This is a genomic window from Mucilaginibacter terrae (assembly GCF_042679325.1).
Taxonomy (GTDB): domain Bacteria; phylum Bacteroidota; class Bacteroidia; order Sphingobacteriales; family Sphingobacteriaceae; genus Mucilaginibacter; species Mucilaginibacter terrae.
The window spans coordinates 361,879-384,928 of the sequence record NZ_JBHTMJ010000001.1; the positions used below are offsets into that span (position 1 = coordinate 361,879).

General features: G+C 42.0%; 19 protein-coding genes, 1 tRNA gene and 1 other RNA gene. 12 read left to right on the top strand and 9 right to left on the bottom strand.

The annotated features are described in order from the left end of the window. Positions 1-57: 57 nt before the first annotated feature. The gene (locus ACFQ3S_RS01455) at positions 58-654 is read left to right on the top strand and encodes a hypothetical protein (protein ID WP_377160454.1); all 597 of its coding nucleotides are present in this window, start codon (positions 58-60) and stop codon (positions 652-654) included. A 30-nt stretch (positions 655-684) separates the two neighbouring features. Next, a complete protein-coding gene (locus ACFQ3S_RS01460; protein ID WP_377160456.1) occupies positions 685-1,023 on the top strand; it encodes a heparin lyase I family protein in 339 nt (112 codons plus the stop codon). A 224-nt stretch (positions 1,024-1,247) separates the two neighbouring features. On the opposite strand, the gene ACFQ3S_RS01465 is transcribed toward ACFQ3S_RS01460, so the two are convergent. Beyond that, positions 1,248-4,520 (bottom strand): glycoside hydrolase family 78 protein, encoded by a 3,273-nt coding sequence (locus tag ACFQ3S_RS01465; RefSeq protein WP_377160458.1) that lies wholly within the window; start codon positions 4,518-4,520, stop codon positions 1,248-1,250. Positions 4,521-4,710: 190 nt separating this feature from the next. Between ACFQ3S_RS01465 and ACFQ3S_RS01470 the strand changes: the two genes are divergently transcribed. The 4 genes from ACFQ3S_RS01470 (at position 4,711) to ACFQ3S_RS01485 (ending at position 11,911) form a co-directional block, all read left to right on the top strand. Continuing rightward, the gene (locus ACFQ3S_RS01470) at positions 4,711-6,204 is read left to right on the top strand and encodes a hypothetical protein (protein WP_377160460.1); all 1,494 of its coding nucleotides are present in this window, start codon (positions 4,711-4,713) and stop codon (positions 6,202-6,204) included. A 73-nt stretch (positions 6,205-6,277) separates the two neighbouring features. Next, complete coding sequence (locus tag ACFQ3S_RS01475) at positions 6,278-7,843, top strand: GH39 family glycosyl hydrolase (RefSeq protein ID WP_377160462.1); 1,566 nt, start codon at positions 6,278-6,280, stop codon at positions 7,841-7,843. A 118-nt stretch (positions 7,844-7,961) separates the two neighbouring features. Further along, positions 7,962-10,550, top strand: a complete 2,589-nt coding sequence (locus ACFQ3S_RS01480) for a glycoside hydrolase family 3 protein (RefSeq protein WP_377160464.1) — start codon at positions 7,962-7,964, stop codon at positions 10,548-10,550. A 215-nt stretch (positions 10,551-10,765) separates the two neighbouring features. Further along, the gene (locus tag ACFQ3S_RS01485; RefSeq protein WP_377160466.1) at positions 10,766-11,911 is read left to right on the top strand and encodes a formylglycine-generating enzyme family protein; all 1,146 of its coding nucleotides are present in this window, start codon (positions 10,766-10,768) and stop codon (positions 11,909-11,911) included. A 330-nt stretch (positions 11,912-12,241) separates the two neighbouring features. On the opposite strand, the gene ACFQ3S_RS01490 is transcribed toward ACFQ3S_RS01485, so the two are convergent. Continuing rightward, positions 12,242-12,433: a hypothetical protein gene (locus ACFQ3S_RS01490; RefSeq protein ID WP_377160468.1), complete on the bottom strand. Its 192-nt coding sequence runs from the start codon at positions 12,431-12,433 to the stop codon at positions 12,242-12,244. Positions 12,434-12,957: 524 nt separating this feature from the next. Continuing rightward, positions 12,958-13,031: transfer RNA gene (locus tag ACFQ3S_RS01495), tRNA-Arg, on the bottom strand. A 132-nt stretch (positions 13,032-13,163) separates the two neighbouring features. On the opposite strand from ACFQ3S_RS01495, the gene ACFQ3S_RS01500 reads away from it, so the two are divergent. The 5 genes from ACFQ3S_RS01500 (at position 13,164) to ACFQ3S_RS01520 (ending at position 17,696) form a co-directional block, all read left to right on the top strand. Then, positions 13,164-14,003 (top strand): MOSC domain-containing protein, encoded by an 840-nt coding sequence (locus ACFQ3S_RS01500; RefSeq protein ID WP_377160470.1) that lies wholly within the window; start codon positions 13,164-13,166, stop codon positions 14,001-14,003. Between the two features lie 67 nt (positions 14,004-14,070). Further along, on the top strand, positions 14,071-14,322 hold the full coding sequence (locus tag ACFQ3S_RS01505; protein WP_377160472.1) for a hypothetical protein: 252 nt from the start codon (positions 14,071-14,073) through the stop codon (positions 14,320-14,322). 124 nt (positions 14,323-14,446) lie between these two features. Then, positions 14,447-15,028 (top strand): peptide-methionine (S)-S-oxide reductase MsrA, encoded by a 582-nt coding sequence (gene msrA / locus ACFQ3S_RS01510; protein WP_377160474.1) that lies wholly within the window; start codon positions 14,447-14,449, stop codon positions 15,026-15,028. A gap of 119 nt (positions 15,029-15,147) precedes the next feature. Then, a complete protein-coding gene (locus tag ACFQ3S_RS01515) occupies positions 15,148-16,284 on the top strand; it encodes a GAF domain-containing protein (protein WP_377160476.1) in 1,137 nt (378 codons plus the stop codon). An 86-nt stretch (positions 16,285-16,370) separates the two neighbouring features. Then, a complete protein-coding gene (locus tag ACFQ3S_RS01520) occupies positions 16,371-17,696 on the top strand; it encodes a hypothetical protein (protein ID WP_377160478.1) in 1,326 nt (441 codons plus the stop codon). 170 nt (positions 17,697-17,866) lie between these two features. On the opposite strand, the gene ACFQ3S_RS01525 is transcribed toward ACFQ3S_RS01520, so the two are convergent. Beyond that, positions 17,867-18,682 carry an SDR family NAD(P)-dependent oxidoreductase gene (locus ACFQ3S_RS01525; protein WP_377160480.1) on the bottom strand — a complete coding sequence of 272 codons (816 nt, stop codon included), beginning with the start codon at positions 18,680-18,682 and terminating at the stop codon, positions 17,867-17,869. A gap of 129 nt (positions 18,683-18,811) precedes the next feature. Between ACFQ3S_RS01525 and ACFQ3S_RS01530 the strand changes: the two genes are divergently transcribed. Beyond that, positions 18,812-19,375, top strand: a complete 564-nt coding sequence (locus ACFQ3S_RS01530; RefSeq protein ID WP_377160482.1) for an arylesterase — start codon at positions 18,812-18,814, stop codon at positions 19,373-19,375. Between the two features lie 171 nt (positions 19,376-19,546). On the opposite strand, the gene ACFQ3S_RS01535 is transcribed toward ACFQ3S_RS01530, so the two are convergent. The 5 genes from ACFQ3S_RS01535 to ACFQ3S_RS01555 form a co-directional block, all read right to left on the bottom strand. Then, positions 19,547-20,929, bottom strand: coding sequence for a sigma-54-dependent transcriptional regulator (locus ACFQ3S_RS01535; RefSeq protein WP_377160484.1), 1,383 nt, complete (start codon positions 20,927-20,929; stop codon positions 19,547-19,549). A gap of 125 nt (positions 20,930-21,054) precedes the next feature. Then, positions 21,055-21,441: RNase P RNA component class A (gene rnpB / locus ACFQ3S_RS01540), an RNA gene on the bottom strand. A gap of 119 nt (positions 21,442-21,560) precedes the next feature. Then, entirely contained in the window at positions 21,561-21,977 is a 417-nt protein-coding gene (locus ACFQ3S_RS01545; RefSeq protein ID WP_377160486.1) for a c-type cytochrome, read from the bottom strand. Beyond that, positions 21,974-22,630, bottom strand: a complete 657-nt coding sequence (locus ACFQ3S_RS01550; RefSeq protein ID WP_377160488.1) for an SCO family protein — start codon at positions 22,628-22,630, stop codon at positions 21,974-21,976. Before ACFQ3S_RS01550 ends, ACFQ3S_RS01545 begins: the two co-directional genes overlap by 4 nt. After that, positions 22,627-23,031, bottom strand: coding sequence for a hypothetical protein (locus ACFQ3S_RS01555; protein WP_377160490.1), 405 nt, complete (start codon positions 23,029-23,031; stop codon positions 22,627-22,629). Before ACFQ3S_RS01555 ends, ACFQ3S_RS01550 begins: the two co-directional genes overlap by 4 nt. Positions 23,032-23,050 lie beyond the last annotated feature (19 nt).

Genomic DNA, 23,050 nt, shown 5'->3' on the forward strand with positions numbered 1-23,050 from the left:
TAGTGTTGATATTTGCTAAAACGTTTTATTTATTAGGAAACCAATTAAATAACAAATATGAGAAATGTGCAAATTAACAAGAGCTTGTTTTGGGCAATATGCCTGGCAAGTGTAACTGTTTTGCAATCATGCAAAAAGGGTGAAAGTACAACTGCTACCGAAGAAGCAGCAAGCGTAGAAAACCCCGTAGGTGTAAACAAACTACTTACCACAGCTAACGAAAAGGAAACCAGTTTTGAGACTGTAGTTACAGACCCTGATCCTAATAGAAGTGGTAACACTTTGTATCCTTTTTGGCCGCGCAATACTACCAACGGCAACCAAGTACAGCGCATACAATCGGGTGCGGGTGCTAAAGATGGTACCTGGAGCGCTAAATTCATTTGGAGCGAAAACAATATATTGCTTGATAGCAATGGGGATCCTACCCGTAATACCAAGGGGGCAGAGTTAACACAGGATGCTAATTTTATTAAGGAAGATGGTTGGTTTGGTGGGGCTTATTATTTACCAACAGGCAGCACTAACTTTCCAATTAACAAAAATACTATTATTTTGCAGGGCATTAATAACTCAAATGCCGGCTGTAGTGCACTTAACACCTGGACCTGGCATTTAGGCGTTGAAGCCGATGGTAAGGTATATTTGACATGACGATACGGGGCAGGCGGTTCTACTAAGCAATTGATAGCCAATGCGCAACAAAACTTGTGGAAATCAATTGTAGTGCATGTGCGTTATTCACGTAATAATACAGGGATGATAGAAGTATGGCATGGCGATGCTACACTAAATCAATCGGCACCAACTTTTAGCGTTAGCGGTATTAATATTGGGCAGGATTGCTGGAATGGCGACTCTTTACAAAATGGTACAGCTATTAAATTTGGCATGTACTGTCATGATGATTCTAATTACACTAACGGCGAAACCCGTGTATTATACTGGGATATGCCAAGTGTACTGGTGGGCAACCCAACCGATGCCTGGAAGAAAGTAAACCCTTATCAGCCTAATTATTAAGCACTAATACAAAAAAACCACAGGATGTTATAAATAGCATCCTGTGGTTTTTTTATGTCCAACTCAAACTCCTTTTTTGCAGGGCTACTAACTGCAGTACAATTTCGCAGCTATAACAATTTCAGCTATATAAAGGGATAGCTTGTTATTCACTCACGGTCACAGCCCTACAATTAACATTCATCATTCAAGATACAATTGCGAGATAAACAGTTTTAGCCCGGCTAATTCATTTTAAAACTGTAACTGCCCGAACCTACCTTTAATACCCTGTAACCATCTTTTTGCCCGGCATCTGTAATATCTTTAACTTCAGTAAGTTGTTTGTCGCCTTCTTTAACACCCTCTGCTAATTGAGCCGGTAAATATACGGTGGCCGATGTATTGGCCGGTACATGAATGTTTAACACTATGCTGTTACCTTGTTTATTCCATTCCACGTTAATTAAACCATAAACAGAGTTATAATGTGCTTTAACATGTTTTAAATCGCCTGCAAAGCCTGGTTTAATAACAAAGTGCTTGAAGCCGGGGTATTCGGGGTGAGGCTGTATACCTGCCAGGTCCCGGTAGAACCAGGCACTTACATCGCCAAACATGATATGGTTAAGAGATCCGCGGTTTGGTGTGCCTTTGCGGCCCCAGCCTCCCCATAATGATGTAGCCCCCTTATCTACAAAATATCCCCAGCCCGGGTTTTTTGTAGTGTTAACCAACTGGTAAGCCAGGTTGGTACGGTTATGATCAGACAGGGTACGCAACAGGTGTTTAGTACCCAATATACCCGCATCAATGTGCCCTGCACTGTCTATCTTCTTAAGCAATGCATTAAATACTTTTTCATTATCCTGCGGAGGAACCATATCAAAATACAGCGGAGTGGCAAGGGCGCACTGGCTGCCATTGTCATATAGTGAGGTTGCTGTGTTTAAAAACTTTGAATTAAAAGCGTTTTTTACCTCGTTTGCCATCCGCGCATAAGTAGCCGCATCATCGGGCTTGTTCAGCAGGCGTGCTATTTTTGTCAATATCTCGGCATCTAAGTATAAATAAGCATTGGCCGTTAGCACTTTAGAGGTTTGCGTGTCGTAAAAAGCCCAATCGCCATAAGAGTATCCCTTAATCAAGTTGTTTTTACGTTGCAGGGTCAGCTTATCTACATATAATTTAAGGCGGTCGTAATGTTTTTCCAGTATGCGGATGTCGCCATAATACTGATATAGGTCCCAGGCAATAATATGGTAGGCACTGGTCCATTCAGGGTCCCAGTGTTCGCCCCAATTAGCGCTGGGCACAATTACTGGTATTAATCCATCGGGAAGTTGCGAGTCGGCAATATCATCCAGCCACTTGGCATAAAACGAAGCGGCATTATAATTCATGATGCCCAAATCGGCAGCCAGGTGCGCATCTGCCGTCCATCCGTTCTTTTCACGCTGGGGGCAATCGGTAGGAATGTTTTGACTGTTGCTCAGGTAAGCCTGTAAAATTATTTTTTGAATATTGTTGATAAGCTGGTTATCGCATTCAAATTTTCCGTCTTCTTCAAACATTGTATAGGCAAAGCGGCCCCTGAAATTGTCAAGTGTGGGCTTAAAAGGCAAACCTGTTACTTCCACATACCTGAAGCCGCTGTAACTAAAACGCTGCTCCCAGTTTTCAACACCTTTGCCTTTGCAAATATAGCGGTCGGTTTGAAAAAGTTGCGGTGGTGCCGAAGGAGCCATAAACGATTCAATATTACCGCGTCCTATCATGCCCTTATCGTCTAAATATTCTGCGTAACGCATAGTAATTACTGTTCCTTTGGGTGCACTGATGTTCAGTTGTGTATGTCCCGAAAAATTTTCACCCATATCTACTACATAAACTCCCGTTTTGGGTTCAGTAATAGCAATTGGTTTGATGGTTTTGGCAATACCAACCGGCGGACAGCTCAAAGCCACCATTTTACCACCTGGATCAGGCATGGTTACGGCATCTTTCCAGGTTTTATCCGTATAGGACGATAGATCCCACCCATTGATCTCTTTATTGGCGTCATACACCTCGCCGGTATAGATCCCATCGAACCGGATAGGGCCATCAGCAACCTTCCAGCCCGGGCCCGAACAAATAGTTTGTGTGCGGCCATCGGTGTACTCAACAAACAATTGCAGTTTTAACCGGGGCCTGCCTCTCCAGGGTGCTTTTTCCAGGTTCCAAACGGCAAGGTCATGTACATCGTACCATCCGGTGCCTAAAATGGCGCCCAAAGCATTTTTACCAATCTTAAGTTGTGCTGTTACGTCGTAAGTGGCATATAACAGCCTTTTATCAAAGCGGGTGAAGCCCGGGTCGCGTTCGCGGTTAGCGCCCACTTTTTTACCGTTAAGTCGCAATTCCGCAAAGCCGGGCGCACAGGCGTAAATACGTGCCCGTTTTACCGCACCTGTAACGGTAAATGCTTTACGCAGGTAGGGGGCGGGCTGCGTTGCAGGCGGGTTATAAATGAGCGGAAGCCATGGTTTTTCGCCAAATGGTGCAATTACCTTTGCTGCTATCGCGTCGTCGGGTGCTGCACTACTTGTTAACTGGTAATTTGCCTTCCACGTACTATCGCTTATAACCAGTGTTTTACTGTTATCGATGTAAGTTATTAACAGGCGGCATACCAGTCCGGCTTGTTTACTGCCCCCTCTGGCCGTAAAAGTAAGGGTATTGTTACCGGGCTTTAACCAATTACTTATCGTAACTTTTTTTAGTTGTTTCCATTTTTCGTTGGGATTTACCGGTTTCTGGTTTACCTCCTTATCATCTTTAAGGCCAATTTGATTAAGTTGGGCGGTTGTAACGTTTTCGGCGGTGTACAATAAGTAAGCGTCCTTAATTTTTTTATTGGATACGCTAAATGCTTTAGTAAATATGCAGTTAATGCTGTTATTAAATTTTGGATGCCAGATCCAGTTACTGCCTGTAAGGGTATTATCATACTCGTTATAGACTACATTATTTCTCCCTATCCAACCGGCTTGCCAGTCAATGTCTTTAAGTACACCCATTTCCCAGTTAGCCGGTGCGCTCCAGCCAGAGACATGGTTGTTGGTGTCCCAACTCATTACTTTCCAAAAGCATAACTGGTGCGAGGTAAGTGGTTTGCCCCGGTAAATTACCTGATTACTCGCAGTTGAAAGCTGTTTTTTACTGTCCCATAAATCGCCTTTATTAGTTTGCAGGTTTTTAACTGACGAAGCTACCAATATACGATAGGCGCTTTGTTGCCAGCTGCGCCCGGTCGCTTGTGTTATCCAGCTTAAACGGGGTTGCAAGGCATCTATGCCTATAGGATTAACTGCATATTCGCAGCGCAGGCCGGTAAGTACAGTATTGGTTTGCCCTGCCAGTGGCATATTAAAACAACAGGTTACAACTAATAAAATCAGCCATTTGTTAACCAGGGTAAAAGTGCGTACTGTTTGTAATTGCCACTTACAGGCTACGGTATGATAAAAGGGCATAAGCACTTTAATTAAGGTAATATGAATTGGTGAAAATATCGATAAATATAGCATTTAAACTAAATCGTTTTAGCAAAATTTAATAATTTTGTTTAAACTTGTAAGCAATTTATATTGCCAATTAAAACGGCTTGAAAAAAACAATTTTTTTTATAAGCCTCTATGTAAACCTGTTTTGTATTAATAAGCTATGATGAAAAATATATTTTTTTTAATTATGCTAACATGTTTTAATTTTAGCGGTTACTGCCAATGGGAATCATATTGGGTAAGATACGATGTGAATGGCAAACTGGTTTACAAATCTGATGCAAGCGGTAATACCATCCCCGATTTTTCGATGGTGGGTTATGAGGGAGGCAAAACAGCCTTTGCTCAGGCCTCGGTTAAGTTTATCCTAAGCCCATCAGGTGCCGATGATACTAAAGCCATACAACAAGCTATAAACGAGGTAGGGAAGCTACCCATAGTTAATCAAATGCGAGGTGCTATACTGCTTAAAAAAGGTGCTTACACAGTAAGCGCAACCTTGCAGATAAAGCAAAGCGGCATTTTAATTAAAGGAGAAGGTGATGATGAAAAGGGTACGGTAATCAATTATACTTCGATGAAGCAAAGTGATCTGTTCGGTATTGCAGGTCGGGACTCTATTTTAAAACAGGAGGCCGGAAAAACTGCCATTACGGATGATGTGGTACCGGTGGGAAGCAAAACTTTTCATGTAGCATCCACAACGGGTTACAAGCCTGGCGATAAGGTTATTGTTTACCGGCCTGCCACGGCAAAATGGATACACGATATTAAGATGGATAGTATAAATAAGCTGCCGCCTAACGGCAGGCAGTGGCCATTAAATGAATTTAATTTAAGTTACGAACGCCTAATTACCGCTGTAAACACACAAACTAAGCTTATTGCATTGCATGCACCCTTGGTGATGAACCTCGATAAGCGTTATGGGGGAGGGCAGTTATACCATTACACCTTTGCGGCACGTATTAACCATGTGGCTATTCAAAATCTTAGAATGGTATCTGTATATGCGGGTGAAGACGATGAACAGCATGGATGGAATGCCATCTCCATAAAAGCAGCCGAAGATTGCTGGGTGGATAAGGTTACCTCGGTCTCTTTTGGCTATAGTTGTGTTAATATTGCACATACCGCTAAAAATGTCACAGTCCAAAATTCCCGTTGCCTCGACCCTGTTTCGCAGATACAGGGAGGCAGGCGTTATTCTTTTAATTGCGACGGCCAATTAAACCTTTTTAAAAATTGTGTAACCCGTAACGGTCGTCATGATTTTGTGACCGGCGGCGCTGTATGCGGCCCCAACGTATTTTATAACTGCTCGGCTACAAAAACCCATGCCGATATTGGTCCGCACCACCGCTGGGGTACCGGTACATTGTATGATAACGTTACTACCGACGGTGAAATAAATGTACAAGACCGTGGAGCCTCGGGTACAGGACATGGCTGGGCAGGCGCTTTCCAGGTTTTTTGGAACTGTACTGCTAAAACCATGATATGCCAGCAGCCACCTATGGCCATCAATTGGAACATTGCTCCCAAGGCCCGTTATGGAAAAGCATGGCATCCCAGGCCTAATAGTATATGGGAGGGAATAGGTCAATCCTTAATTAAACCTGTTTCACTTTACCAGGCGCAATTGAACAACTAATTGTAAGTATCACAAGATCAAAAATAGTTACAGAAAATAAAATTCGATAAAATTGCTAAAACGTTTTAACAAAATGAATACATTACTATATAAACCAGTTAAACCAACCCGTGCGTCTAAAAAATCTGCCTTATGTGCAGTAATTATGCTGGGCTTTGTTTTTAGTTCGTGCGGCAGTAAGCAAACCGCACCCCAGCCACAGGAGCCTCCGGTTGTAGTACCACCGGTAATTCAACCCCCTATATCTACCGCGTTACCTGTAGTTATAGATTTTACCCGCACTGCTGATGCCGGCTCCGCGCTTAACCAGGAACTTATAGGCGGATATTCTCCGCAAAAATGGGTTAATGCCTCCAAAATTTATGACAAGGCCAACGTACTTGATGCCCTTTCGCTGCCATTCAGTAAAGTAAACTTACCTAATGTAACTAACATTGCCAGTGATGGTACCTGGAACGACATCAACGATGGCGGGCAGCCTTCACAAAGGTCTATATTAACATCATTGGTTTCGGCTGGGGTAGGTATTCACTTAGGAATAGAAACTGTACCTGCTGCGTTGCGTGGTGATGCTGCTAAAGTGCAAAAAATATTTAACACCTCTTTAACCAAAGTGAGAGGATATATAGGTAATGATGTAGAAATATATTACGAAATACTAAATGAGCCTGAACTGGCCGCAGCCAGTGTAGAGTGGGGTTACTACCCCGATTTTGAACTTTTTTGGAAAGATTTCTTAAATGCTTACATTGCCCTGGCCAATAAACGGCTTACCGATCCAAACCTTAAAATAGGAGGTCCCGGGTTTGAACTTACCCGCTGGATGACACAGTTTATAAGTAAGCTGACTGACCCTGCTACAAATAAAGTACAGCTTTCGGATGGCTCTACACAAACTATAGACCTGGATTTTATAAGCTACCACAACTATTTAAACTGGGACGATAACCCCATAGCTCAATCAAACATCCAAACGGCTATCGATAAAATGAATACTTTTTACAATGCCGTGGCCGCTTACCGTACAAGCCATGCCAGCGTAAAGCTTTTTTGTACCGAGTACTCTTGGCTAAAAAGCCCGTTTAATGCTATAAATGATGCAGCCAACAATAGTTACCGTAGCTGCGCCCGTACACTCGAACTTACAAAATTGGCTATTGAACAGCTGCCCCGTACTAACCGGTTTTACTGGGCACAAACTATGGGGCAGGGCTTTGGGGGAGGTGATGATTATTTTACCCTGCAAAATTACGACTGGGACAGTAAAAAATACCGTTACCGCTCGGGTGCTTATGCATTATGGATGTACCAGCGCATGCCAGCCAGCCGTAGTTACATGACGTTTGACGGTACAAAGCTCAATGGTTTCGCTTCTGCCGCCGGCGGCAGGTATTACCTGGCAGTTTGGAACCGTACTGGTACCGCACAAAGCATACAACTTAATTTAAGTAATATCAATACGGCTAATCTTAATTACGATATGTATGCCATTAATAGCAATACATTTAACTATAGCGCAAGTTCGGCATTTGGTAACGCCAAAACACCAGCCATAACTAAAACCGGGGCTGCCAGTACTATTGGTGAAATTACGCTCGAAAAGGAAGCTACGATTTACATTGAGCTTTATGTGAAGTAACTGTATTAGGCCTAATCAATTGCTTTTGTAGGCTGCAACTATAAAAAATTCATTCTTGAAAAATAATCATGCATTTCCGCAAAACATAAAAATTATAATATAACTTAAATATATACTCATGGTATTAAATAAATTATTTTGCTTAGGTACTGTTCTAATATTTATTTTATCAGGTCAAAGCATTGCACAAAACAAAGCTGCATACAAATACCCTTTTCAAAATCCTAACTTGTCGGTTGAAATGCGTGCTAACGATATTGTTTCGCGGTTAACGCTCAAGCAAAAAATTGCACAGATGTGTAATGGTGCCCCTGGTATAGATAGCCTGGGCATACAACCATACAACTGGTGGAACGAAGGCTTGCATGGCATTTGCCGGTCGGGTATAGCTACCGTGTTTCCGCAGGCAATTGGTATGAGTGCCACCTGGAACGATAAGCTGCATTTGCAGGTGGCTACAATAATTTCTGATGAGTTTCGTGCCAAATACAACGAGGCTCAACAAAACAAGAAATACGGACAGCGCTATAAAGGCTTAACCGTATGGTCGCCTAATATCAATATATTTCGCGATCCGCGCTGGGGTCGCGGACAAGAAACCTATGGCGAAGATCCATATTTAACCAGTAGGTTTGGTGTAGCATTTATAAAGGGCTTGCAGGGTACCGACCCTACTTATCTTAAAACAGTAGCCACACCCAAGCATTACATTGTACACAGCGGCCCCGAGAGTTTGCGGCATGTGTTTGATGCCCGCACCGATGCCCGCGATTTTTGGGACACCTATGCCCCGGCTTTTGAAGCTTGTGTTACCGAAGGTAAGGCATGGTCGGTAATGTCGGCCTATACACGTTACATGGGGGAGGCGGCCACAGCAAGCCCGTATTTATTACAGGATATTTTGCGGGATAAATGGGGTTTTAAAGGTTACGTTGTATCTGATTGTGATGCTGTAGCCGATGTGTACAAAACTCATAAAATAGTAGCCACAGCCGAAGAAGCTTCTGCACTATCTGTTAAAGCCGGTTGCGATCTTAATTGCGGTAATACCTACCTTACGCTCAACACGGCTGTTGAAAAAGGTTTAATTACCGAAAAAGATATAGACGTTAGCGTAAAGCGTTTATTTGTAGCCCGCATTAAATTAGGTATGTTCGATCCTGCCGGTATGGTGCCTTATAACAAAATTCCTGCTACTGCTTATGATTTGCCAAAGCACCGTCGGTTAGCACTTGAAGTTGCCCGTCAAAGTATAGTGTTGCTTAAAAATGAAGGTAAAACCCTGCCCTTACGTAAAAGCACAGAAAATGTACTGGTGGTTGGCCCTAATGCAAACTCTAATGATGTATTATTGGGTAATTATAACGGAATTCCCTCGTCAATGGTCAATGTTTTAGAAGGAATAAAGCAAAAGTTACCCCATGCCAAGGTAACCTATCTGCCAGGTTGTGATTACTCCGAAAAAGTTCCGGCACTTTCGCTTATTCCGTCTAACGTATTTGTTAACGGCATCAAAGCCGAATATTTTCAAAATCAAAATTTAGCAGGTACTCCTAAAAAGGTAAAAACCGAAAACCAAATTGATTTTACCTGGACAGCTTCCGGGCCGGATGAAACCATCAAAAACGAAAATTTTTCAGCCCGTTTTACCGGTAAACTAAATATTGAAAAAGCAGGCAGCTACAATATGGGTATAAACGGAGAAACCGGGTATCGCCTTTATTTGGACGATAGCTTAGTAATTAATCACTGGCCAAAGGGCAGTGCTAAAAAGAAAGTACAATTAGCAGCAGGTTTGCATAATTTTAAATTAGAATACTTTGTAACCACCAATGTTGATTTTGCTGAATTACATTGGCAATGGGAGTTGGTTAACACAAATTTGAATAACGAACTGCTCGAAGCTGCTAAAAAGAACAACGTTATTATTTTTGCTGGTGGTATATCGCCGCAAATGGAAGGCGAAGGCGGTACTAACGACCGCACAACAATCAATTTGCCCGAAATACAAACTAAAACCCTGCAACTACTGCAAACCGCAGGTAAACCGGTAGTATTGGTGCTCATGAGCGGCAGTGCTTTAGCATTTAACTGGGAAAAAGCTAATTTACCCGCAATAATGTATGCATGGTACCCTGGCGAAGAAGGTGGTACAGCCGTTGCCGATGTATTATTTGGCGACTATAATCCGGCTGGACGATTACCGGTTACCCTATATAAATCAGACAAAGATTTACCGGATTTTACAGATTATAGCATGAAAGGCCGTACTTACCGTTATTTTGAAGGCGAAGCTTTATATCCGTTTGGTTTTGGGTTAAGTTACAGTAATTTTGCGTACAGTAACTTGGTAATACCTCAGGTTTTAAAAGCAGGAAAACAGGTAACGATGAGTGTAGACGTGCAAAATACGAGTAAAACAAACGGTGATGAGGTTATTGAGATTTATATTAAAGATTACGATACATCGTTAATTTTGCCTGTTCATAGCCTGCAACAATTCCGTCGTGTTCATCTTAAAGCTGGTGAAAAGAGAAAGGTAAGTTTTGTGATTACATCTCAAAACTTTTCACACCTGAATAAAGACAACTTGAGGGTTACAGCACCCGGCAACTACGAAATATCTGTTGGAGGGCAGCAACCCAATGCAAAAGGGATAAAAGCCACTACAACTCAAGTACTAATTAAAAAAATAAAATTAATATAATTAAAAGGCGCATTCCTGAATATGGGAGCTGTTTTTTCATAGGATAATTAATTACACTACAATTTACCTGCTTTAATGGTTCGGTTTAGGTTCGTTACACCACGTTAAACTTCATCGTTCAAAACAAGTAAAATAACAGCGAAAGTAAAGTGCAAAATGTTGTTAAGCTGGTAGTATAGGTGTGCAATAGTCGCATAAATCAAAATTTATTTAAAGTGAAAAACGTAAAAATTATTATTAGTACAAGTATTGCAGCAATTGTAGCGGTAACATGCTTGTCTTTAATAAAAACGCCTGTTAAAACAACGGTTACTCCTCCTCGTGCAGCTGCAAAAAAAGTAGCTATTTGTTGCGAATCCAATATCCCAAAGAGGTACCAATCGCTGGTTGTTGCGCCGACCGGTACTTTACCGGCAGTGAAAACACATGAGGGGATGGTTTGGATTGATGCAGGCACTTACGCTATGGGAGCAGATAATAAGCAAGCAGCAGATGATGAGTACCCAAAGCATAAGATAAGTGTAAAAGGCTTCTGGATGGATGTTACGGAAGTAACTAACGGCCAATTTGAAGAATTTGTAAAGGCGACGGGATACATTACTACTGCAGAACGCAAGCCCGACTGGAATGAGCTAAAGAAGCAATTACCCCCAGGTACATCAAAGCCAGCCGACAATTTGCTGGTGGCAGCTTCGTTAGTATTTAAACAGCCAAAAGATGACGTGCCTTTGAACGATTATAGCCAATGGTGGGATTGGAAAAAAGGGGCAAATTGGCGGCACCCACATGGTACGGGCAGCCATATTAAAGGCAAGCACAATTATCCTGTGGTGCATATCTCCTGGTTTGATGCCGTAGCTTACAGTAAATGGGCCGGCAAACGGCTGCCTACCGAAGCCGAATGGGAATGGGCGGCCCGTGGTAGCCTGAAGGGTAATGTGTACCCGTGGGGCAACGAGCCTGTAGATGCAGGTAAGCCAAAAGCCAACACTTGGCAAGGCAGTTTTCCAAACACCAATATGTTGAAAGACAAATTCTTTTATGCCGCACCAGCGCGCTCTTTCGCACCTAATGGATATGGGTTGTACGATATGGCCGGTAACGTTTGGGAGTGGTGCGCTGACTATTATCGTAGCGATTATTATAAAATTTGCACGCGGATGGCATTGATTGCCAATCCGCAAGGCCCGGCCGATAGTTATGACCCCGCAGAACCCTATACTAAAAAGCGAGTGATGCGCGGCGGGTCGTTTTTATGCAACGATAGTTATTGCTCGGGCTACCGCGTGGCCCGGCGCATGAAAAGCAGTGAAGACAGTGGAATGGAGCACTTGGGCTTCCGTTGCGTAGCCGATAAATAATGCAAGCTTAAAGGATTGGTGGCCGGAGTAATTAAGCGAATCCCTGTAAATTTAAAGCGCAAGATTAAATATGATATTAACGGTAAACTCACCGCAATGGAAGGTTTGAAAATAACACAGGTAGTGATTTAGGTGCACAGAAGTTGAAGTTTTTTAAGGGGCTTCTGGTGCTAAAAAAATCACCTGTTGTGATCCCGCTGGTTCAAATTTCGAACCTCTGTAGCAAATTTGAGAAGAAAAGCCAATTTTAAATAACAGTGGTTTGCATAGCACTTTTGAGCTCGAATAATTTCTACACAGCTTCACGATGATCGGTAATTGTAATGGTAGTTATCTTTGCACCCAGCCGCTATTTTGCAAATCATAAGCCCTTTCGCTGTTATCGTGAGCCACTAAATATATTGGTTTTAGCAGATCTGGCTTATCCATACGCTCCCAGCAAGCGATAAACCATTTAATGAACAGATCTTTTTGCTGGCGATAAAAATAGTCGATATTTTCGTTGTTATCATTGCCATACATTTCATAATCCAGATCATAGTCATAACAGCTTAATACACCATCAGAGTGCTTTGCAAGCAGCTATTTTTCTCCCAGTTGTTGTTCATCGGCACTTATGGAATAAGCTACCAGCCGGTGCCCATCCTCAAAAAATTCGATACAGATCTGATGAACATCTTTATTATCATTTTTTTCGATAGACCGTAGTTTCCTTGGGTTAAAGAAGTTAGTTCGGCTATTAACTCCTGGCTAATACTATCAAGTTTTGCCTGCGTATGGTTCAATATCGCTGTAATTTCCGACTTCATATATCTCAATTATATTAATACAATTAAAATAACATGTTACTATTAAATTAAAATGTAATTTGAACAAAATAGATTTACGTAGTAGTTTTTATCGGCAATGGCTGCATCATATTAGCCTTAGCATGTGTACTATATCAAATAACCACCAATGCACAGTAGGTGTGATCACACCCAAAGTAACCTATAAAAGAAATATGGAAAATCGTTCGTAAGTGTTTCGCAACTTGCGAACGATAGTGATCCCATCAGGGTTCGAACCTGAGACCTACTGATTAGAAATCAGTTGCTCTATCCAGCTGAGCTATGGGACCAACACGATTTATTTTTCGCGGTGCAAATATGTGAAAATTGGTTGATATAGGCAAACACATTTTTCCCGTTGTATAAAATGGTATTGAGTGCCTATCTTTGTGCCACGCTCAACGTATTCAACTTATTATCTTATGGCTCATATCAGTCAATTATATATATATCCGGTTAAATCTTTAGGTGCAATATCCCTGCAGCAATCGGAGGTTACCAGCCGTGGATTACGATACGACAGGCGTTGGATGCTGATAGATGAAAAAAATAGGTTCCTCTCACAACGCAAGTATCCTCAAATGTCTTTGTTTCATTTAATATTGCAGGAAAATGGGATAAAGGTGACTTATCAACCCACCGGGCAGCACATTATTATACCGTACAAGCCTCAAACCAATACAGTGGTAGAGGTTGATGTATGGGATAGCTTATGCACCGGTAACTACGTGAGTGAAGAAGTTGATGAATGGTTTAGCACTTTATTGAACATAACTTGCCGTTTAATATATATGACCGATGATAGTTTGCGACAGGTTGACGAGCGGTACGCAGGCCCTGGTCATATCACCTCGTTTTCGGACGGTTACCCCATATTGCTCATCAGCGAGGCCTCATTAGCAGACTTAAACACCAGGCTTACACATCCGGTTTCCATAAACCGCTTCCGTCCTAACATCGTTATAAAAGGAACCGAAGCTTACCTTGAAGATTGCCTGCAACATTTTGAAGCGGGTGGCATCAGCTTTTATGGCGTTAAACCTTGCGCCCGTTGCGTAATGATAGGAGTTGACCCGCTTACGGCAAATACCGGTGCCGAGCCGTTAAAAACCCTGGCCTCTTATCGTAAAGTCAATAATAAAATATACTTTGGTCAAAATTTAATTCACAAGGGAGAAGGGACGATTAGCATTGGGGATGAGCTGAACATAAAGCAGTTAGGCGATGCCGCTATTGTAAAAGTGGTATCAGTGCAGGTTTAGCTCACGTTTTAAACAACAATAATCATAAACAAAACGAACCAACTCGCACTTTAAAGGTTAATAAATTATGGCAAACAATTTTGAAATAGATATCCCAATGAAAGACCATCCCATGGCTGTTATGGTACAACGCCGCGATGAAACCGATAATGCCCATGTTTTTGATTTGTATTACTGCAACGAGTTCTGCGGCTGCATGTTTCAAAACCAAAATGGTGTATGGATTTATGAGCCTCATGCACACGCCGCCTTACTGTTTGATGCAGAACAAATACAGCACCTGGGTAAAGAAATAGGGGAGCATTCTTATAATAGCTAACCAATTTTACAGCTTTACTATAATTCAATTATCAAAATTAGGTCATACTCATTAATGGATAAACTATACACCTGTGGGTTGCGTAAGTAGTACTATGATTAATTTGAAGACAATAATTTTATTAATGGCTTGTACTTTAACCATACAGGCTAAAGCGCAGGCTATTAAACCGGCAGCTGCCGAAAAAGCCACGTTTGGTATGGGCTGCTTCTGGTGTTCCGAAGCTATATTTCAGCGGTTAAAAGGTGTAACAAAAGTACAATCGGGTTACTCGGGCGGTACGGTTAAAAACCCGGATTATGAGGATGTATGCAGCGGAAAAACCGGCCATGCCGAGGTTATACAGGTTACGTTTCGGCCCAGTGTCATCTCTTATAAAGAGCTATTGGAAATTTTCTGGAAAATGCACGACCCCACTACCTTAAACAGGCAAGGTGCCGACGAGGGAACACAATACCGTTCAGTTATATTTTATCATACCCCCGAACAAAAGGCGTTAGCCGAAGCCTATAAAACAGAATTAAACAAGCAAAAGGTTTATCCAGATCCTATAGTTACTGCTATTAATGCCGCTACTGATTTTTATGTGGCCGAAGATTATCACCAGAATTATTTTTCACTTAATGGAAGCAAGCCTTACTGCCGCATGGTTATACAACCTAAGGTAGATAAGCTTGAAAAAGTTTTCAAACAAAAGCTAAAATAAAATTAACTGCCATTTAAAATTAGCATATTGCCATAATTGCCTTAGGAATACCGCTTTAATATGCAGATATTGTAAAAAACAATTTTAAATATGACCATTCTGGTTATATTTCCCTTAATATGATGATTAACGAATTTGACCGCCTTAACGCAGTAAACCGTTTTACTAAATTAGATGCCGGCATCAAAAAAGATTTAAATGAACTGGTTAACCTTGTTGCGCAAATATGCAATGTTCCGGTAGCACTTATAACTTTAATTGATGAAAAAATGCAGTGGTTTAAAGCCAGTGTAGGTACAGGTGAAATTAATTGTAATGAGCGTCAACTATCTTTTTGCCAGCAAACCATCTTGCAAAACGATCTGCTTATTGTAAATGATCCTGGTTCGGATAAACGTTTTGCCAACCTGCCTATTGTAACGGGCGAACCGTATATTAAATTTTACGCGGGTGTGCCGTTGATAACTTACGACGGGCATGCGGTTGGTACGTTATGTGTTTTACACGTACAACCGGTTCAGCTTACCGAGCTGCAAATAAATTCTATTAAGGTACTTTCAAAGCAGGTATTGAATCTTATTGAGCTTAACTGGAGCATGCAAACGCTCATGGAGCAAAACCTTAATACACAGCATCAAAAAAAGGTGCTCGAAGAATCGGAGATCAAGCTTAAAGCTATATTCGATAGTTCGAAGGATATACACTTGCTGGTAAGCCGTAAAATGGAGATTTTAGCATTTAATAAAGCTGCATATAATTACGTTTGGGCCAACTATAAAAAAGCACTTACTACTGGGGTACATTTATTAAATGTTACCAATCAGGATTTCGCCGATATGACCATCGACAACATACAATGTGCATTAAAAGGTGAAACTGTTGAGGTAGAATGGTTGTTAAGATCTGAAGAAAAATCCAGGTGCTGGTTAGAAATTAGTTTTGTGCCTGTACTGGGCACCTTTAATAATATAATTGGCGTTGCCGTAAATGCTACCGATATTACATTGCGTAAGCTGGATGCCGAGCAAATTGAGCAGCAAAATGCAGCATTACAACGGATAGCCACCATACAATCGCACGAATTACGCCGCCCCGTAGCCTCGTTAATGGGTTTAATGGATGTACTTAAAATGGATGAGGGATATGTGTACAATAGTTATTACCCGATGATAGAGATTACCATAAATGAATTGGATAATAAAATTAAAGACATAGTGCACGACTCTGAACAAACACTCGGCTGCAGGGCTTATTAATACGCTATAAGCCCCGATGTTCATATTAAATTCTTATTGTCGTAAATTTTTGTAAGTTTTGAAGTTGAATTATATAGCTCGGCTCCATGAAACTTACCTTTACTAAAATTATACTTTTACTTGTTGCGTTATCATTTGCAATAGCCGCAAGTGCCCAAAAAATACAGGATGGCAAGTTATGGCTTAACGAGGACGGCAGCAATTACTTTAAAGTAACGCTCATTTCGCAGGTGTGGGTCCGTAATACCGTTATGAACCCCGGTACCACTATAAATGGCTACGCCAAAGATAATTATACTGATATAGGCATTCGCCGTGCAAGGCTGCAAGCTTATGGCCAAATTGCCGACCGGGTATTTATTTATAGTCAAATAGGGATAAATAATTTTAATTTCCTATCCGACCGTAAGGCAGGCTTTTTTGTTCACGATATTACGGGCGAATATGAAGTAGCCAAAGCCAAGCTATCTTTAGGCGCGGGCTTAACCGCCTGGAATGGTTTAAGCCGCTATGCAGCACCATCGGTAGGCAGTATATTAGGTTTAGATGCGCCTTTGTTTGAGCAAACTACCAATGATGTTACCGATCAGTTTTTACGTAAATTAAGCATTTATGCCAAAGGTAAGTTTGGTAAATTAGATTACCGTTTGGTAATGAGCAGTCCAATGGCAGTTCAAAAATCCAACGGATACTCGGCCACTTTAACCGATTATTCCACCTACTCGGCCAAGCCGGCAAAAATGCAATGGCAGGGCTATTTTCAATGGCAGTTTTTAGATCAGGAAACCAATACCACACCCTATGCAACCGGAACTTACCTGGGCGCCAAAAAAGTGTTCAATATAGGTGCGGGTTTCCAGTACCAGCCCGATGCTATGTGGCGTAAGGGCGCTTCCATTACCGATACTATTACATCGGCCATGAGCCATTTTGCGGTAGACGCTTTTTACGATGCGCCATTGAACACCTTGAAAGGTACTGCCATTAGTGCTTACGCCACTTATATGCACCTGGGGCATGGTCCGGGCTACATTCGAAACCAAGCTACTATGAACCCTGCTAACGGCAGCAACAAACCCGGTGTATTAAACGGAGGTGGCAACGGTTATCCATCGTTTGGCAGTGGCAGTTTAATATACGGGCAGGTAGGTTACAAGTTTAAAAATAACCTGATAGGCAGTACTACCTTAATGCCTTATGCCAGCCTGCAACATGCCAGTTATAATAGATTAGCTACTACAATGAACTACTGGGAATTAGGTACGAGCTGGTTATTAAAAGGCCATACATCAAAACTAACCTTTGCTTACCAAAACAGGCCGGTTTACGAAACGCTAACGGCCGGAGCCAAAGCTATACAAACCGAGCGTAAAAACAGTTTTGTGTTGCAATACCAGGTGTTTTTGAATTAAATTATTATCAACGTTGTATTGTACAATTATTGGTAGAGACGAAGTGGGCAGTTTACCTAAAGATATAAGCTGTTATGCTGAGCATGCAGAAACATTCGCGTTTTTGCAAAAGTATTCGGCAAGCTCAAACTGGCAGTTTGTATCAGTAAACACTTACAACTTTTAAATGCTTAAAATAAATTACCGTCAAAACACTTTTGCCAATCATTAACCTTAAATTCATAACCTAAAACAGCCGGTACATTAACGCTATCAATAGCTTTCCAATCCTTCAACTCATCAACAAAATGAGGCAGGGGCAAACCTGCATGAACAGCCGCCTGGGTATAATACCAGCTTTTATGCGGATGATGTGGGGAGCAAGCGTTAAAGGTATAACCAAACGCCTGCTGATTTAAAATAGATTGAGTTAAGCCTACGCAATCTTGCTGGTGAATAAGGTTTACAGGCGCTTGTCCGTTAGGAATATTTTGCTTACCGGCAAAGAACCTGCCCGGGTGCCTGCCGGGGCCTACCAAGCCGCCGAAACGGATGATCGTGGCTTTAAAATCAGTTTGATTTCTGAATAATTCTTCGGCCTCAAACAGGATTTTGCCCGGCAGAGTATCGGGGTTAGGAACGGTCAATTCGTTAACAACCGAATTGCTTTCCAGGTACACGCCGGTGGAACTGATGTAAATTACCTGCTTAATTTGATGCTTGATAATAAGCGATATAACTAATTGTAATTTAACGATATAATTATCACCATCACCACTTCTTAGCTTAGGCGGGATACTGATGATCAACGTTTGGCAACTAAAAAAATCTTCATTAATGCTGGAGCCTGTACCGGGCAGTTGTAATATATAAGGTACTAATCCGTTGTTTGCAAGTTCGTGCAGCCGTGCTGCCGATGTAGTGGAACCTTTTACCTTAGCATCATTTTTAACCAAGGCCTTTCCTAATGCCAAGCCATACCATCCACAACCTAAAATACTGATCATGCGGCTAAGTTAAAAAGTATAAAACAAGGTTAACCTTATATGCATTTAAATTACAGCTATATGAAATAGAGATAGCCGAGCGTTATACCTGTTTGTGGCAAACTAAAGCCTTTTATAAATATACGAACATTGAAAAATATACTATTTTTTGGCGATAGCCTTACCGCGGGTTATGGCTTGCTAAATGTATCGCTCGAATCGTTACCGGCACTAATTCAAGCTAAAGTTATGGCCGAAAAGCTGCCCTACCATGTAATCAACGCAGGCGTAAGCGGCGAAACTTCCGCAGGCGGCCTTGCCCGTATAAATCTGTTGCTTAATAAACCTATCGATGTATTTGTACTGGAACTGGGTGCTAACGACATTTTGCGTGGCATACCGCCGCAAACTACGGCTGCTAATTTACAAGCCATTGCAAGCAAAGTGAAAGCTAAGTTTCCAAAAGCAAAATTAGTATTACTGGGTATGGAACTACCTGCCTGGATACCCGGTGCATTTGCGGGAGCTTTCCGGGAAGTATTCGCACAGGTGGCCGGCACTAATCAAATGACTTTTGTGCCTTTCTTGCTGGATGGTGTGGCCGGGGTAGCACATCTTAACCTGCGCGACGGATTGCATCCAACTGCGGCGGGTTACCAGATCATAGCCGGCAAAGTTTGGCCGTTCATCAGGCCTTTGTTAGAGGTAGGGTAGGGTGATCATCAACTCAAATTTGTGATTGAGTTGATGGTGTTTCAAGTTCTACACCGAGTTTAAAGTGTTCAAAATTACTGCATGATTCACTTGTAAAAAAAATCTAACTTTTTGAGGAAAAATGTAATTTTATGAAGAAATATGGAATTTTATGAAATAAAAAAAGGGAGATTATTCTCCCCTTTTTAGTCCGAATTTTTCGATCTTACTATATAAGTGACTTCGTTGGATATCAATGTCATCTGCTGTTTTCGATACGTTCCAGTTGTTCTTTTCTAACTTAAATTTAATGTATTCGCGCTCAGCGTAGTCTTTATACTCCTGGAAGTTTTTGAACTGCTCATAATCGGTTTGCGGAGCAGGTGCAGCACCAGCCACCGCCACCGGTACCGGAGCTGATGGATTAGCGAACGCCTTAACATCTGCATCGGTTATCGTCTTGTCACTCAGGATGATAAGCCTTTCAATCATGTTGCGTAGCTCGCGGATATTACCAGTCCAAGGCAGTGCTTTTAAAGCATCTAATGCGGCATCGCTAATCTTTTTGGTAGGCATGCCATACTCATTGCAAATCTCATCTAAAAAGCTTTGTGCCAGTAATGGAATATCATCTCTGCGGTCAATAAGCGGTGGTACGTGTATCAATATAACGCTCAACCGGTGGTATAAGTCCATTCGGAAATTACCGTCTTCTATCTCTTTTAACAGGTCTTTGTTGGTTGCCGCTACCACGCGTACATCTACTTCAATTTCCTTTTCGCCACCCACACGAGTAATGCGGCTTTCCTGCAATGCACGCAGTACTTTGGCCTGTGCAGAGTGGCTCATATCGCCTATCTCATCTAAAAACAAGGTACCGCCATTGGCCGATTCAAATTTACCAATGCGCTGTTTCACAGCTGATGTAAACGATCCTTTTTCGTGCCCGAACAACTCGCTCTCGATCAGTTCTGACGGTATAGCAGCACAGTTAACCTCAATTAACGGCGCATTAGAACGGCTTGATTTTTCGTGTAACCAACGGGCTACCAGTTCTTTACCACTACCGTTAGCACCTGTTACCAAAACACGCGCTTCGGTTGGGCCTACCCGTTCTATAGTTTCTTTGATCTTTAATATACCTTGTGAGTTACCCAAAATAGGGCGCACTTTGGATACTTTACGCTTTAATACCTTGGCTTCGGTAACTAAGCTGCCACGGTCTAATGCGTTGCGTACGGTAATTAGCAGGCGGTTAAGGTCTGGTGGTTTGGATATGAAATCGAACGCGCCTTTTTTGCTTGCTTCAACGGCGGTTTCCACTGTACCATGTCCCGAAATCATGATAAATGGCAGGTCGGGTTTAATGGCTAAACCTTCGGTAAGCACTTCCATACCATCCATGCGGTTCATCTTTATATCGCACAGTACCAAGTTGTAATCGTTTTTTTGTATCAACTGAAGCCCGTCTACACCATTATCAACGTCTTCAACTGCGTAGTCCTCATATTCCAATATCTCGCGCAGGGTATTACGTATTGCGCGTTCATCGTCAATAATTAAAATTTTAGCCATGTTTTTCTAAAATGGGGGGTAGTAAATATTAGCGTGCTAATATAGGTATTTGTATAGTAAAACAAACACTTTTCAATTAATTTGAAAAAAAATTAACCCTTTCTGCATAGCAAAAAGGGTTAAAATACAGCGGCAAAAGTATAAGCCGGGTTCTGTGCTGCCTGGCGGCAGTTTCTATCATTAATCTACTCCGTTTATCACTAAACGGCTTAAGCGACCTACCCGTCCTGACGATGCTGCTTGCGCAGCATACAAAAGCGAGCCGCTCTCATTTCAGGACCTATTTGGTCTTTCAACTCCTGAGGTTTACCGCAAGCATAGTTACCTATACAAGCCGTGAGCTCTTACCTCACGTTTTCACCCTTACCTTAATCAATTAAGGCGGTATATTCTCTGTGGCACTGGCTGTCGCCCGCTGCGAGGCGCCTTCCCGTTAGGAAGCAGGATGCTCTATGTTGCCCGGACTTTCCTCCGCCTAACCTAAATCAGGCAGCGATAGAACGTTTTGCCTGGAGCAAAGATAGTTGTTAAGTTGATTAGTTGAGTAGAGTGTAGTTGATTAGTTTCAAAAGCTCAAACAAAACAAGCAGAACTTGATTCGTTTTAATCAACCAATCAACCAATCAACCAACTAATTACACTTTTCCAACTCGCCGTTAACCTGCGCCACGTTATGCAAACCCAGTTTATTGCCGAATGAGTTTTGTACGTATGTAAGTACCTGGGCAATTTCGATAGGGGCCAGGCCCGATGCTGGCATTTGGCCATTATAGGCTTTGCCGTTAACAAGCAGGGGTAGCTTTAACCCGTTTTGAACATAGCAGGCCAATTTAGTACGGTTGGTTTTAAGGTAAGCCGAATCGCTTAGTGGCGGAATGAGCGCAGCCAAACCTTCCCCTTGTGCACCGTGGCAATTCTGACAGCGGGTTTTGTACAGTTCCTGACCCGAAGTGTAATAGCGCATATACTCAATCTCACTTTCGCTCTGACACGAATAAACGAGTGCCGCTACCACGAGCAACAGTATTGCAATTACTTTATATTTCATTGGGCTATAGCGTTTTCAGGTTCGGCCTGCAGGGTTTTAACGTCGGCTATGAGTTTGGTAACTTCCTCTTCATTGGTCCCATCGTAGGTGCCACGGATGCGTTTCTGCTTGTCTACCAGTATAAAATAGCCTGCATGTACATAACCGCCAGGGGCATCCTTGTCTTCCTTTACAGCCGTTAAATAGCTTTCGGCCAGTTTGTAGGTAGCTTCTTTATTGCCTTGTAGAAACCACCAGTTTTCGCCCGTAACACCCAGGTTATCAGCGTATTTCTTCAATACTGATACGCTATCATGACCCGGATCTATACTGTGCGAAATGATTTTTACGTTGCCGCTACTCTTAAACTCCTTATACACATTGAGCATGTTTCGGTGCATAATAGGGCATATAGACGGGCAACTGGTAAAAAAGAAATCGGCCACGTAAATGCTGCCATCCAACGACTTACGATTGATTTGCTTGCCATACTGGTTCACAAATTCGAAATCGGGGATGGTTTGATATATAGTATCGGTAACGGTTTTTCCGTTTACGGTTTTAGTGACGGGCTCACGGTTGCCGTAAATAGGTAAAATACTGTTGCTATGGCTGTTAGTAGTACATGAACTACACAGGAGCAAGCTGAAAATACTTAGGGCTAATAGTCTCATTGTTTGTGCGTTGAGATGAATTGTTCTGATTGGTTAATTGCAGTTTTCAACCTGTTATTTACGTTGGTAACTTTCTTTTGCTGATCGTTCAGGTACTGCATAATCTGCTCGTGAGATTTGCCTGTGTTATCAGCATTAAACTGGTGCATCCAGTCTTCCATAGCTTTATCAGCATTAGATAAGTTACTGATAACCATATTAATATCAGTTTTTTGCAGGCTGCTATTGGCTTTGGCAAGGCTATCCAGCAAAATCTTATCCTTTATTGCTTGCTCGCTTTTGGCCATGGCTTCATCATGAATTTTGATCACCTGTTCCAGCGCATCTTTCTCTTGTTTTTTGGTATCGGTGCAGGCATTTAACAGCCAAAATGCTGTTGCCATAATTACGTATAACTTCATTTTTCTTCAAATTCTTTTC